Here is a 13,423-nt window from a genome sequence, read left to right on the forward strand (position 1 = left end):
GCGGGGTGGGGTTCGCGTCGGGGGGTCGGGTGGTATGCGGTGTCTAGTGGGGGTGGATGGTGGGTCGTAGGCGGTTGGTTACGATGCTGATGGGGGTGGTATCGGTGGTGTATGGTCGCCTGGGCTCGCGTGGTGGCGTGTGTGTTCGGTGTGGCGTGTCGCAGGCGAGTGAACGGTGGTGGTTAGTGTGCGGTTTAGTGTGGTGGTTCGGGGTGTGGTGGGGTGCTGGTTGCTGGTGGGTGTGGCGTTGGGGGCGGTGCTGGTGTTCCAAAGTGTTCGGTATGCGTTGTATAGCGTGGGTCTGGTGGTGTTGTGCGTGGCGCTGGTGGTGTTCGCGTTGGAGCCGGAGTGGCGCCAGTATGGCTATCGGTAGGTTGGTGCGGTCGCTCGCTGGCGGCTGTTGCTGTGTGAGGGGTCGTCGTCGCGTGCGTTCGCGTCGACGACCGGTTGCGTCGCTGTACCCACCCCACCCCTGGGGTTTCAGGCTTCGTCGCGCCGTTCGAGTCCGTCTTCGACGGGACGCGTGGTGTCGGATTCGATCCAGGCGTCCAGGTTCTCGCGGTCGTAGATGACCATTCCTTCGACGGTTTCACGGCCGACGTAGCGGTCGGCGTCTTCGTTTTCCTGTGACTGCATCCGGGTTCGATGCAGGATATAGTTCGGTCGGGCTTATGCTTGCTGGCCGGGTGAGCGCGGCGATAAAAGCATGACGGCCACGGGGCGAGGAAGGGTGGTTCGGGGTGATCGAGGGTCGGGTGGTTGGGGTGGCGCGGCGTGGGCGGGGTGGCGGGTCGAGCGGTGACGGAGGGTCAGCCGAGCGAGCGCGTGCAGTTACGGCAGTACTTGATGGTGCCGAGGTGTTCGTTCGCCGTGCCGCAGTGCGGGCATGCGCGGAACGCGTCCTCGGTGGGGTGTGCCGGTGGGACGCGGTCGTCGAGGTCGTCCTCGTCGACGCGGTTCCGGTGGACGCGGTCGCCGACGCGCGTGTATTCTTCGGGGTCGCCGATGGCGCTCGCCTGTGGGTTCCGCTCCCCGCGGCGCACGTAGTACGCGTAGATGGCGAGCTGGACGACCGCGAACAGGACGGCGTAGCCGATTATCCAGCTCCAGACCTCGACCATATGTGCTAGTTGTTCGCATGGCACTTGATTGTTGTCGCTCGCGGGTCCACCTGCGCGCGAGTGAGCGGACGGGTCGTGGCGAGACGGGACAGGACGGGTCGGAGCGGAAGCGGGTGGGTGGCGTCGTCAGCGGCCGCCGGGCGGCGCGAGGTCGCGGCGGAACTCGTCGAACACGTCGAGGTCGTCGTCGAGGTCGTACTCGATGCGGCGTTCCGCCTGGCGGTTCACGTTCGCGTCCTCGAGCGGTTCGGCGACGTCCTCCCAGCCGGGTTTGACCTTCACGCTCTTGGCTGGCGACCCGACGGCGACGTGGTGCGCGGGGATGTCGCTGGAGACCGCGGCTTTCGCGCCGACGACCGCGTTCTCGCCGATCTTGCAGCCCGCGCGGACCATCGTGTCGTACGTGATGCGCGCGTCGTCCTCGACGATAGTGTGGTAGTTCTCGACCTCGGTCTGGTCGACGACGTCGTGGTCGTGACTGTAGATGTGTGCGTCGTCGCTGATGGAGACGCGGTCGCCGATGGTGAGCTTCCCGCGGTCGTCGAGGTGGACGTCGTCGTGGATGACGACGTTGTCCCCGATGGTGATGTTGTGGCCGTACGTGAACGTGATGCCCTTGAAGAACCGGCAGTCGTCGCCACACTCCTCGAAGAGGTGGTCGGCGAGCATCGCGCGGAACCGGAGCGCGAACTCGACGTTGTCCGCCATCGGCGTCGCGTCGAACTGCCGCCAGAGCCACTGGAGGTGCTTCGAGGTCTCGAACTTCTCCTCGTCTTTCTCGGCGTAGTACTCGGATTCGAGCGTGGTGTTGCAGGGGTCGTACCCCTGGAGACGGACGCGTTCTGCGGGCGAGACGTCCGCGTCGTTCTGCCAGCGCTCGTAGGCGTCGCGGTCGCCGTGGAGGTCGACGAGGACGTCCTCGACGACCTCGCACGTGGACTCGTCGTCGCCGCGGAGTCGCTCGTCGACGTCCTCGATGAACGCTCGGACGCCTGCCTCGGCGCCCCCGGGAAGCGTGACGTGCCGTTTCGTCATGCTCGCCAGTTGGCGGTCGGCCCTGATACCCGTTTGGTTGTGCGAAGCCCGCGTCGTCCCGCTCCTCGCGCTGGTTCGGCCAAGCACTGATACCGATGCATCACTTTGGTATGGTATGGCATACTCGCGTCGGTCGGTGCTACGCGGGTTAGCCGCGGCGGCATCGTTCCCAGCGCTCTCCGGGGCCCTGTCGAGCAGGCAGCCTCGGCGCTTCGAGCAGCTATCGGTGTCTGTCACCGGCCCGGGGTCGCTCTGGGTTGGGACGCTCGGGTTCCGCGACGCCGACGGCACCGAGCGCTGGGAGGACGTCTTCGGACTCGGCGACCTGGACTACCTCGCACCGAACGACTTTCAGGTCAACGACCGAGTCACCGAACTGTACACGCCCGTCGAGTTCGTCGCAGCCCCGATGGCCGGCCACGACCCCGCGAACCCGCTCTCCGCGTCGCTCTCGACGGACGACGCCGAACTCGCGTCCGGAACCGTCACCGGGGTCGACGACGCCATCACCCTCACCTTGGAGTGACAGCGAGCCGCCGTTGGAGTGACGGATGGCGGTCGACCGTGGCGAGGTGCCAAGGTTTAAGCAGTCGCCGCAAAACTTGCGTGCCGTATGGGGACAGGCGGCACGGGGCGAGGAGCGAGCGAGATGGATGCGACCCGTAGACGCATCGTCGCCGCGGGCGCGACGGTGGTCGCGACGGCCGGCACCGGGTGCACGTCAGTCATGGGCGTCTTCGGCGACGACGCGTACGACTCGGTGCGCGTGACCGTCGATGCCGACAGCGTCGTCTGGTCCGGAACCGTCTCCTTCCGGAGCACCGACGGGGTGCGCGTGAGCATCTCGGTCGACCGCGCCCTCGGCAGCCGTTCGTACGTCCTTCCCGACGACATCGACGCCGAAGGCTACGACGCGGTCGGCGAACCGATACGCGTCGTCGTCGTCCCGGAACGAGGCGTCTCCGAGCGCACGCCCCTGTCCGTGGTGGTCGATTGCGACGGCGACCGCTGCGGGCGGGCGCAGACGACCGACGGCGACGAACCGCTCCGCGTCGACGTCGGGTGACGACGTCCGACCCACTCGTCGGCTCGCGTTCTCGCTCGATGGCGACGAAGCACACCCGCTAAGTGCGGGGCGTCCCTAGGTCGTCGTATGCATTACCGCGAACTCGGCGCAGCGGGCGTCGACGTGTCCGAGATCGGGTTCGGCGCGTGGACGGTCGGCACCGACTGGTGGGGCGACCGCACCGACGAGGAGGCCAAGGAGATGCTCCGGTACGCGTTCGACCAGGGCATCACGTACTTCGACACGGGCGACGTGTACGGGCACGGGCACAGCGAGGAACTCGTCGGCGAGGCGCTCGCGGACGTCCGCGACGAGGTCTCGGTCGCGACGAAGATAGGGTACGACTTCTACAACAACCCGCAGGCGGGTCACGGCGAGCTCCCGAAGGAGATGCACCCCGAGTATCTCGACGACGCGCTCGAGCAGAGCCTCGACCGGCTCGGGTTCGACAAGGTGGAACTCCTCCAGTTGCACAACGCGAACGTCGAGGAGATCGACGCGGACGTCCTGGAGTGGCTCGACGAGGTCAGGGAGAGCGGTCGCGCGGACGCGGTCGGTATCGCGCTCGGGCCGAGCATCGGCTGGCTCGCGGAGGGCGAGAAGGCGATCCGCGAGGAGTTCGACTCCGTCCAGCTCGTCTGGAACGCGCTCGAACCCGAGATCGGCGACCGATTCCTGGAGGTCATCGAGGAGACCGGGAGCGAGACGAGTCTCGTGCCGCGCGTCCCGCACTCCTCTGGGTTGCTGAACGAGCAGATAACGCCCGAGAACCCGCCGGGCGAGGGCGACCATCGCGCGTACCGGCCGGACGCGTGGTTCGAGACGGGGTTCGAGAAGGTCGAGAAGCTTCGGTTCTTGGAGGGTGACGGCGAGCGGACGATGGCGCAGGGGTCGCTCCAGTACCTCCTCTATCACGACGCGGTGGCGACGGTGACGCCGACGTTCCGCACGCGCGAGGACATCGACGCGTGGGCGGCGGCGAGCGACGTCCCGCCGCTGTCGGCCGAGGAGTACGAGCGCGTTCGCGAACTCCAGGCGAACGGGTTCGAGCTGGACCGCGACGACGGCATGGACAGTCTCCGGTCGTCCGTCGGCGGTGAGGACATCGAACGCGCCGGGCTCGACAAGCACGTCGCGGGCGACTGAGGCGACACTCTCGCGAACCCAGGACGTTGGACGGACGTCGAAAAAAGAACGGGTTCGAGGGCACCGAAGCGGTCGTTCGACGCCCGTAAGCACTCCTTACGGGGCGTTTAGGCAGTCTATACTGATATGGGATACCACCGTAGCACTGAGTGCCCGTTGGCGCTCGTCCCCACATCGAGCCGCCAGGGCCTGTCCGCACACGCACACCATACGAGGGGGGAGGCCGACGCGAGTCGGTTCCGTCGTACCGGGTGCACTCGTGCAGACGTCGACAACCGCACCACCGAATCCACCGGCCGACACCCACCCACCCACCCCACCCACGTCAGGCCGGTTCCACCCACCCACCCATCTACGGTCCGAGGCCGGCCGCTTTCGCGGCCGGCTTCTATCGGATTCTTTCGGTGCGACCGACCCAATTCTCTCGATAGCGACCGCGCCGTCGAACGACCGACGACGATAGCGAGTGAGACGGTTCTGGGGCGTTCTGGAGCGTTCTGGCCCGCTATACGGTAGTTCTCTCGTGACCTTGCGGTTCCCGTCGACGGCGTCGGCAATACAACTTTGGCGCAGGACCTATGTAACCAAGGCCACTCGGTTCGGGCATGACACGAACACGGCGTTCACTGTTGAAAGTCACGGCGGCGTCCGGCGCGGTCGCGCTCGCGGGTTGTTCGAGCATCCTCGGTGGGTCCGAAGGCGCGAGCGAGACGCAATGGCTCTACCAGCCGGGGACGGTCGGCGACGTCGACCACTACCTGTCGCTGCGGTACAAGCCCTCGGCGATCGCGGAGCGCGCGGCGAACTTCGACGACGACGTCTACGACGCGATGCGGTCGTTCGGGAGTTCCGCGCGCGACCTCGTCGGGTTCGAGTTCGGGACGACCGACGCCCAGCTCGCGTTCGGGAAGAACGCCGTCCTCGCTGCGGACTTCGAGACGGACGACGTCGCGTCGACGCTCGAAGCCGAGGAGTTCAGCGGCGAGGACACGTACAAGAACTACGACGTGTACGTCGGCCCGGACGAGGACGCCGCGGTCGGCATCGGGAGCAGCGAGGTCGTCGTCGCGCGCTCGACGGGCATCTTCGGAAGCGCGGACAACGCCGAAGCGGTCCTCGAAGGCATCCTCGACGTGAACGCCGGTGACGCGGAAAGCTACACCGCCGACAGCGAGGACTTCAAGGCACTCACGGACGCGTTCGGTGACAGCGCCATCCAGTCGATGCGGACGTACGACGAGACCGAGTCCACGGACACCGACGACGGCGACTTCGCGGGCGAGGTCGCGCGCGGAATCGACTCCGTGCTCGTCGACGACGGCATCGAGACGACGTTCGTCCGCGTGTTCAACGAAGCGTCCGACATCGACGAAGGCGACATCGAGGACTGGGTGGACGCCGACGACACGTTCGACGAGTTCCAGGACGTCGAGATATCGACGAACGGCCGCGTCGTCCAGGTCACGGGCACGGAAGCAACCGGCGCGTACGACTTCTACGTCGGAAGCGCCTGAACCCGCTCGAACAGTCCCCACCCCGAAACGGCGACCTTGCGGCCGCCGTATGCTACCGCAGTCAGTCAGTTCACACCCCGAAACGGCGGCCTGGAGGCCGCCGTATGCTCCTGCGACCAGTCAGTTCACGCCAGAAAGACGTGCCGCGGGCGGTCCGCGAGGACGTCCCGGCCCCAGTCGACGGTGTCGCTGAAAGCGTCCGAGCGGAAGAACGCCATCGCGTCGCCGCGGGACTGCCAGCGCGACGCGATGAACATGTCGTTCTCGTCCTCGACGTTCGCGAGGAGGTCCGTCTTCACGTGCCCGTCCATGTCCGCGAGGACGCCGCCGACGGTCTCGAACTTGTCGACGAAGTCCTCGCGTTTCTCGGGCTTGGTCGTGTAGAACATCCCCATCGTCCCCCACGTGTCGGCGTCGGCGTCGTCGCCGGCCTGCCGGACGATACCGGGGAGGTCGGTGAGGAACCCGCTCGCGGTGTCGGCGGCCTCCTGGGCCTCCCACACGCTCGCGACGGCGTGCGGCCCGTCGGGGTTCTCGTAGACCGCGGTCTTCACGTGGCGGTCGTAGTGCTCGAAGTTCCCGCGCAGGCCATCCATCTCCTCGTAGAGTTCGTCGACGTCCGCGTCCGAGTAGAGGACGACCGCGTACACGTCCTCGCCGTGGGGCTGCCCGCCGTAGACGCCCTCCGCTTCGAGTTCGTCGCGGACGTCCGCGGGCGGCCCGCCAGCGTCGTCGCCGTGCGCGCGCTCCGCGTCGTCGCCGTGGTGGTGGCCGTCGTCGTCGCCGTGGTGGTGGTCACCCTCGCCGTGGTGATGCCCACCGTCGTCGCCGTGATGGTGGCCGTCGTCGTCACCGTGACCGTGGTCGTGGTGGCCGCCTTCGGCGTCCGCGGCGTCGCGCTCCCCCTCGGGGACGGGGATGTCCTCGCCGGCGAAGAACGCGGGGAGGTCCGCGGGCGGGAACTTCCGGCCGACGAGGAAGTCACCGAAGTCAGCGAACTGCGACGTCGACGGGTCGAACCGCATCTCGTTCAGGAGGTCCTTCACGTTCGAGAGGTCGTCCGCCCAGAGCGTGATCCCCCACTCGTGAGCGTCCATGCCGACGGACGAGCAGATCATCTGGTCGACCTTCCCCGCGTAGTCCCGGCCGATGTCCGCGTGACGCATGATGTGCTCGGCGCGCTCGTCGTACGGCGTGTCGTACCAGTTCTGCTCGGGCTGACGGCGCTTGCTCATCGGGTAGAACGACACGAACTCGCTATCGGGTATCTCCGGGTGGAGTCGGTCGTCGATGTAGTCGCCGATGGCGGCGTCCTCGTCGGTCTCGCCGGCGAGGTACTCGCGGGTCTGCTCGCCGTACCCCGACGCCTCCGTGACGGAGACGTAGCTCGTCGCGCGTTCGGTGAACGCGGCGAGCGCGGTGTCCTCGAACGACCGCTCGATGCGGTCGAGGTCCGCCATCGTCGGCCGCAAGTGCAGGAAGAGGAGGTCCGCCTTGTGACCCATCACCGAGTAGCACGCGGACTCGCCACCCTCGCTTCGAGCGGCGTGCTCGCGGTGCACGAGGAAGTCCTCGCCCGCCTCGAGCGCGCGCTCGCGCTCGTGCTCGGGCGCCTCCCGCCAGGCGTCCCAGTCCACCGTCCGGAAGTCGTGCAGTACGTACGACCCTTCCGCCGTGAGCGGCGGTTCGCGTTGCTCCATGCTCGCGCGTTCGGCGGGCGGCCAGAAGGCCGTGTCGGTCTCGGGTCGGGGACGACGGCGAGCGAACGACCGACAGCGGCAACGGACTCCGAGTATCGAAACCCTTTCACGACCGCCACGGAAGATAAGGACAAGATGCGTAAGAGCGGCCCGCCGAAGGGGCTCATCGCGTACATCGTCCTGGAACTCCTCGCGGAGAAACCACGGTACGGGTACGAGATACTCAAGGAGATAACGGACATCAGCGGCGGCCACTGGGAGCCCTCGTACGGGTCGGTGTACCCGATACTGTACAAGTTCGAGGACGAGGGATGGGCGCAGCGAATCGAGCGCGAGGACGAGCCCGACCGGAAGTACTTCGAGCTCACGGACGACGGCGTGCTCGAACTCGACCGCCGACGCGAGGAGTCCGCGAGGAAGGCCAAGGAGTTCGCGGACGTCATCCTCGGGTTCTATCACGTCTACGTCGCGTTCTCGTGCGACGACCGGTTCGAGGTGCCGGCGCTCGACGGCGAGTGGCACTTCGACGAGGACTTCTCGGCGTGGATCGTCGAGCAGATGATCCGTCACCACGACCACTACTTCGGTGACTTCGAGCGCGTGGACGCGACGCCCGACGAGTTCTACGACGCCCACGGCGTCGACCGCGACGACGAGTAGCGACCGACGAGGGTGGCGCCCCGACGGGGGAGCACGGTCCTGTCATAGTATGGCAATATTTTTTATCAGTAGGTTAGTACGTCAGGATCGATGCCCTCCAATCGACTGCAGACGCTACTTGTCATCGCGGTCGTCGGCCTGGCGGTGCTCGCACCGCTTGGCGCGGCGACCTCGATGGGCGTGGCGACGGACGGTTCGACAGCGAACGACGCGACGACGGTCGGTCCGGACGAGACGCTCGAAGACGGCGGCGAGTACCGCGTCGGCCAGACGCTCGTCTCCGATTCCTGGGACGTGGACGCCGTGGAGCTCCAGTATCGCGAGGACGACTCGTGGGCGTTCGTCGCGCAGTTGTCCGTGACCGACGGCCGCGTTCGCGTGAAGACGGACGGCCTCGACCCGGGCCGATACCGGCTCGCGGCCGACGACACCGATCGAACCGTCTCGTTCCGGCTCCGCGCGGGAACGACCGAGACGACGGTCGACGAGTCGACGACGACGGCCGAACCCACGACGAGCACGTCCGGGACGACGCTCGTCGCGGGCGGCGAGTACCAGCCTGGCCAGGTCCTCGTATCGGACTCGTGGAGCGTGAGCACGGTCGAACTCCAGTACCGGACGGACGACGCCTGGGCGTTCGTCGCGCAGTTGTCCGTGACCGACGGCACCGTCACCGTCTCTACTGACGGCGCCGACCCCGGCCGGTACCGGCTCGTCGCCGACGGCACCGCGCGAACCGTCTCGTTCCGGCTTCGCGCGCCGACGACGGCGGCGACGACGGTCGACGATTCGACGACGACCGAGACCTCGACGAACGATCCGGACGAAGCCCTCGAGGACGGCGGCACGTACTGGATGGGTCAGACGCTCGTCGACGAGCGGTGGAACGTGGACACCGCGGAACTCCAGCAGGAGCGGGACGGTTCGTGGGTGTTCGTCTCCGAGATCCCCGTCGACGACGACACCGTCCGCGTGCACACCGCCAACGCCGACCCCGGCCGGTACCGGCTCGTCGCCGATGGCACCGCGCGAACCGTCTCGTTCCGGCTTCGCGCGCAGACCCTCGACGCCTCGCTGAACGCGTCCGTCCTCCGGGACCACGGTTCGGCGGCGGCGACGACGACGAACGTCTCCATCCGGTCGAACCGAGCCGGGTACGGCCTCGCCGTCACGAGCCCGGACCTGAACGGGTCCACGCTCCGTCGCGTCCTCGAGGCGGGGAAGACGGTCGATACGGACGACGACGGCACCGCCGACGCGGTCCTCATCTACGACGTCTCCTCGAACGCGGAACTGACCGCGGACTTCCGCTGCACTGGCGCCGGGAACCACACGCTCGCGTTCACGCCGGTGGACGCGTCCGCGACGGCGAACGCGACCGTGACCGTCGAGGCGCCGGCTATCGCCGACGTCTACTTCACGGAGAAAGCGCTCCGGTCGTCGAACGATGGCGTGGTCCGCATCCCGGTCGGCATCGACCGGTGCGCTGACCGCGCGACCGTCGTGCTCGGGAGCGGGAACGAGCCGGTGTCGTTCGTCGCGACGCTCGCCGACCCCGACGACGACGGCCGCGCCGTCCTCCGCTGGAACACGAGCGCGACCCAGACCGTCGACAGCGCGCTCGCCGCCGGCAACGGGACGACGCTCGTCGACGCGACCCGACGACGACCCGACGGCGACACCGACGGTGCCGCCGTGAACGGCACGTACGCGCTGTCGCTGTACGCCGGGAACGACACCGACGACGTCGAGGTGGACGTCGCGGCCGCGATGACGGACGCGAACGCGGACGAGTCGCCCGCGGTCGACATCGCTGCCGTGGACGCACCGACCGCACTAGCCACCGGCGACGACTTCGGGGTCGCGGTCACCGTCGAGAACGCCGGCGAGAGCGCGGCGTCGACGACCGTTCGCCTGGTCCGCGACGGCGAGAACGTCTCGACGAAAGCAGTCGACGTCGCGGCCGACGCGACCGAGGTGGTGACGTTCTCCCTGCGCGCCCGCAACGACACGGGGACCGCTCGCTACCGCGTCGTCGCCGGCGACGCGAACGCCACGTTCGAGATGGACGTCCGATACCGCGATACCACAGACGCCACCACGACGCCGACCGAGACGGAGACGGTCGACCCGACTACCGCGGCGACGACCGCCGGAAACGAGACCGCTAGCGCTACCGGAACCGGGTCGTCGACGGACGCGACCGGGATGCCCGGGTTCGGGCTCGTGGCCGCACTCGTCGCGGTCATCGGCGTCACGCTCCTCGCGCGAACGCGGCGCTGACCGGCCGGAGTGCGGTCGTCGAAGAAAGGGGACGCCGGGCGGTCAGAGGAGGCTGGGGACGACGACCATCGCGAGCAGGCAGACGAGCATCGTGACGCCGACGCTCGTCGTGACGTACCGGACGTGCCGGCGTTTCGGGTCGATGGGGAGCCGCGAGATGATGGCTTCCGTGCTCGTGCGGAGGATGTGGCCGCCGTCGAGCGGGAACGCGGGGATGCAGTTGAAGAACCCGAGCTGGACGTTGATCCACCCGGTCCAGAACGCGAGGTTCGCGAGCACGAACACCGCGTCGGCGCCGAGGAAGGAGAGCGGGCCGCCGCTCGCGACGTAGAAGTTCGTGATCGAGCCCTGGAAGCCAGCGAAGTTCAACGGGAGGTTGAACGCGCCGAACGCGCTCGCGAACGGGAGGATGAGCGTCCCGATCATCGTCCCGAAGAACCACTGGACGAGCCCGGCGTCGCCGGGGCCGCCGCCGCCGAGCGCGCCGAGGTAGTTCTCCGCGGGGTACAGTTGCACGCCGAAGTCCGTGACGACGAGCCCGGTCGTCCCGAACACGGGCTGGACGCCGAGGAAGCCGCCGCCGTCCTGCGCGCCGAGTTCGACCTCGTACGTCTCGCGAGCGCCGTCGTGGTACGCGGTGATGGAGACGGTCGTCCCGGGGTCCTGGTTCTCGACGTACCGGACGAGTTCGCGCGTGTCGACGACGCGCTCGCCGTCGACCGCGGTGACGACGAGCATCTCGCCGGCGGGCGCACCACCGGCCGCGAACGGGTCGCCGTCGAGCACGCGGACGTACGCACCCGCGACGAACTCGGTGGTCGCCACCGTTCCGTTCGCGCGTTCGACGGTCGCGTTCACCGGGCCTGGTGACGCCTCGACGGCGTCGTAGAACCCGGCGGTGGTACTGACCGGCGTCCCGTTGATCGCGGTTATCGTATCCTCCGGCGCGACCGCGGCTGGACCACCACGCACTGTCTGCGTGACGAGAACGGTGCGTTCCACGCGCTCGGTGCGCTCGCCGTCGATCTCGACCTCGACGGTCTCCGCGGTGGTGTTCGCGAGCATCGCGGAGACGTCCGCGTTCGACTCGACGACGGCGCCGTCGAACGCGGTGATGCGGTCGCCTTCGCCGATGTCCGCTTGCGCAGCGGGCGACCCCGGGAACGCGCCGGCGACCGCCGCGCCCGGTGCGACCGACAGCGACGCGATGATGGGGCCGAACAGGAGCGCGTACGCGACGACGGTGACCGCGAAGTTGTTCGTGACGCCCGCGGCGAACATCCGCGTCTGCGCGCCGCGCGTCCGGTCGCGGCGCTGTTTCTCGTTCGGTTCGACGAACGCGCCCACGGGGAGGATGGCGAGGAGCGCGAGCCCCATGGACTCGATCTCGATGTCCTCGACGCGAGAGAGGAGGCCGTGTCCGCCCTCGTGGACGATGAGGCCGACCGCGAGCCCGAACACGATACCGGGCGCGGCCGACAGCGGCAGGAAGTCGTTGACGCCCGGGATGACGAGGAAGTTCTTCGGGTTACTGACCGTCTGCGTGGCGGGGTCCTGGACGACGTTGAATGCGGCGAACACGAGCGCGACGAAAGACCCGACCATGACGACGAGCGCGATGCCGACGCCGACGTTCGCCCACGCACGCCAGAACCGCTTCGGGCCGGCGAGCCAGTTCAAGAACGCCCGCCCGCGCTTCGTGTGGAGGGTGAGTATCGGACCGCTCGTCCCGACGAACGACGGGAGGAGCCCGTTCCGGTTAGCGTAGATGACCGCGAGCCAGTAGACTGCGAGCCCGAACAGCACCCACTGCAGCGTGGAGACCATCACTCGTCTCTCGGGGACGCGCGGGCAAATGGCTTTGGTTACCCTGTACTCAGGCGGTCGAACCGACCGCACGCCGGGGGTTCCGCGTTCGAGTGCACTGGAACGGTCACCGCCAGTCGTCGCGTTCAGCGTGGCTCGCGGCGGAACTCGGAAAGGTTTAACCGCGACCGGGAAGGAGGGACGGTATGGCCAGTTTCAAGGAAGCAGAAGCGCGGAACCTCGAGAAGATGATCTGCATGCGATGTAACGCCCGGAACTCCAAGGAAGCGAAGCGCTGCCGGAAGTGCGGGTACAAGAACCTGCGTCCGAAGGCGAAGGAAGCGCGCGCAGCCTGATTCGCGGCGTTCGTCCTCCAAACCGCTTCTTTCACGCGTTCGACGCTCCGTCAGCGAGTGGCGACGCTCGCTCAGGCTTCGTCGGGGTACTTCGGTTCGCGCTTCTCCGCGCGAGCGAGCGCGGTCTCGACGACGTCCCGGACGTCGCCGTGGAACTCGCTCCCGTGCCCGGCGTACATGTGCTCGACGGTCTCGGGGAACCGGTCGAGGAGGTGCCGGATGCTCTCGATGAGGCGCTCGCGGCTCTGGCCCGCGTAGTCGGTGCGCCCGAAGCTCCCGTAGTCGAACGCGCCGTCGTCGTGCACGACGACGTCACCCGAGTACAGCGTCGTCTCGGAGACGAAGGAGACGTGGTCGCTCGCGTGCCCGGGCGTGTAGACGACGTCGAAGTCCTCGTCGCCGATGGCGACGGTGTCGCCGTCCTCGAGCGCGTGCGTTCGGTGCTCGTGTTCGGCGTACGCGTACACGTCCGGGTCGAACGCGTCGACGACGGCGTCCAACTGCGCGACGTGATCGCCGTGCTGGTGCGTGAGGTAGACGACGTCGACGTCGTCGACGTGCTCGCGGACCGCGTCGACGACGCCGTCGTACGCGCCGGCGTCCACGAGCGCCGTCACGTCGCCCGTCACGAGGTAGGCGTTGCACGTGAACGTCTCCGCGTCCGCCGTCACCGTATGTACTGTCACATGAGTACGGACGGACGGTCGATTACTAAAGCCTGACGCGCCACGCCTTC

The 13,423-nt window shown here is 67.9% G+C and carries 13 protein-coding genes; 7 read left to right on the forward strand and 6 right to left on the reverse strand.

Annotated features, from left to right (window positions below):
* Window positions 1-480: 480 nt before the first annotated feature.
* From VYJ16_RS03040 to VYJ16_RS03050, 3 genes are all read right to left on the reverse strand, one after another.
* Window positions 481-636: a DUF7331 family protein gene (locus VYJ16_RS03040; RefSeq protein WP_227132116.1), complete on the reverse strand. Its 156-nt coding sequence runs from the start codon at window positions 634-636 to the stop codon at window positions 481-483.
* A 173-nt stretch (window positions 637-809) separates the two neighbouring features.
* On the reverse strand, window positions 810-1,121 hold the full coding sequence (locus tag VYJ16_RS03045) for a DUF7577 domain-containing protein (protein WP_336348839.1): 312 nt from the start codon (window positions 1,119-1,121) through the stop codon (window positions 810-812).
* A gap of 126 nt (window positions 1,122-1,247) precedes the next feature.
* Window positions 1,248-2,156: an acyltransferase gene (locus tag VYJ16_RS03050; RefSeq protein ID WP_336348840.1), complete on the reverse strand. Its 909-nt coding sequence runs from the start codon at window positions 2,154-2,156 to the stop codon at window positions 1,248-1,250.
* 226 nt (window positions 2,157-2,382) lie between these two features.
* On the opposite strand from VYJ16_RS03050, the gene VYJ16_RS03055 reads away from it, so the two are divergent.
* The 4 genes from VYJ16_RS03055 (at window position 2,383) to VYJ16_RS03070 (ending at window position 5,882) form a co-directional block, all read left to right on the forward strand.
* The gene (locus VYJ16_RS03055; RefSeq protein ID WP_336348841.1) at window positions 2,383-2,682 is read left to right on the forward strand and encodes a hypothetical protein; all 300 of its coding nucleotides are present in this window, start codon (window positions 2,383-2,385) and stop codon (window positions 2,680-2,682) included.
* 87 nt (window positions 2,683-2,769) lie between these two features.
* The gene (locus tag VYJ16_RS03060; RefSeq protein WP_336348842.1) at window positions 2,770-3,222 is read left to right on the forward strand and encodes a hypothetical protein; all 453 of its coding nucleotides are present in this window, start codon (window positions 2,770-2,772) and stop codon (window positions 3,220-3,222) included.
* An 87-nt stretch (window positions 3,223-3,309) separates the two neighbouring features.
* Entirely contained in the window at window positions 3,310-4,368 is a 1,059-nt protein-coding gene (locus VYJ16_RS03065; RefSeq protein ID WP_336348843.1) for an aldo/keto reductase, read from the forward strand.
* 605 nt (window positions 4,369-4,973) lie between these two features.
* Window positions 4,974-5,882 carry a YceK/YidQ family lipoprotein gene (locus tag VYJ16_RS03070; protein ID WP_336348844.1) on the forward strand — a complete coding sequence of 303 codons (909 nt, stop codon included), beginning with the start codon at window positions 4,974-4,976 and terminating at the stop codon, window positions 5,880-5,882.
* Between the two features lie 125 nt (window positions 5,883-6,007).
* Here the strand turns inward: VYJ16_RS03070 and VYJ16_RS03075 are convergent, their stop codons facing one another.
* Window positions 6,008-7,582 (reverse strand): heme-binding protein, encoded by a 1,575-nt coding sequence (locus tag VYJ16_RS03075; RefSeq protein ID WP_336348845.1) that lies wholly within the window; start codon window positions 7,580-7,582, stop codon window positions 6,008-6,010.
* Between the two features lie 135 nt (window positions 7,583-7,717).
* On the opposite strand from VYJ16_RS03075, the gene VYJ16_RS03080 reads away from it, so the two are divergent.
* Both VYJ16_RS03080 and VYJ16_RS03085 read left to right on the forward strand, forming a co-directional pair.
* The gene (locus VYJ16_RS03080; protein ID WP_336348846.1) at window positions 7,718-8,242 is read left to right on the forward strand and encodes a PadR family transcriptional regulator; all 525 of its coding nucleotides are present in this window, start codon (window positions 7,718-7,720) and stop codon (window positions 8,240-8,242) included.
* A 90-nt stretch (window positions 8,243-8,332) separates the two neighbouring features.
* Window positions 8,333-10,525, forward strand: a complete 2,193-nt coding sequence (locus VYJ16_RS03085) for a CARDB domain-containing protein (protein WP_336348847.1) — start codon at window positions 8,333-8,335, stop codon at window positions 10,523-10,525.
* A gap of 42 nt (window positions 10,526-10,567) precedes the next feature.
* On the opposite strand, the gene VYJ16_RS03090 is transcribed toward VYJ16_RS03085, so the two are convergent.
* Window positions 10,568-12,352, reverse strand: coding sequence for a site-2 protease family protein (locus VYJ16_RS03090; RefSeq protein WP_336348848.1), 1,785 nt, complete (start codon window positions 12,350-12,352; stop codon window positions 10,568-10,570).
* Between the two features lie 185 nt (window positions 12,353-12,537).
* Here VYJ16_RS03090 and VYJ16_RS03095 point away from each other — a divergent pair, with 185 nt between their 5' ends.
* Window positions 12,538-12,687 carry a 50S ribosomal protein L40e gene (locus tag VYJ16_RS03095; protein WP_227132140.1) on the forward strand — a complete coding sequence of 50 codons (150 nt, stop codon included), beginning with the start codon at window positions 12,538-12,540 and terminating at the stop codon, window positions 12,685-12,687.
* 71 nt (window positions 12,688-12,758) lie between these two features.
* Here VYJ16_RS03095 and VYJ16_RS03100 read toward each other — a convergent pair whose 3' ends face one another.
* Complete coding sequence (locus VYJ16_RS03100) at window positions 12,759-13,373, reverse strand: MBL fold metallo-hydrolase (protein WP_336348849.1); 615 nt, start codon at window positions 13,371-13,373, stop codon at window positions 12,759-12,761.
* Window positions 13,374-13,423: the final 50 nt, after the last annotated feature.

It is taken from the genome of Halorubellus litoreus (assembly GCF_037081675.1).
Lineage (GTDB): Archaea > Halobacteriota > Halobacteria > Halobacteriales > Natrialbaceae > Halorubellus > Halorubellus litoreus.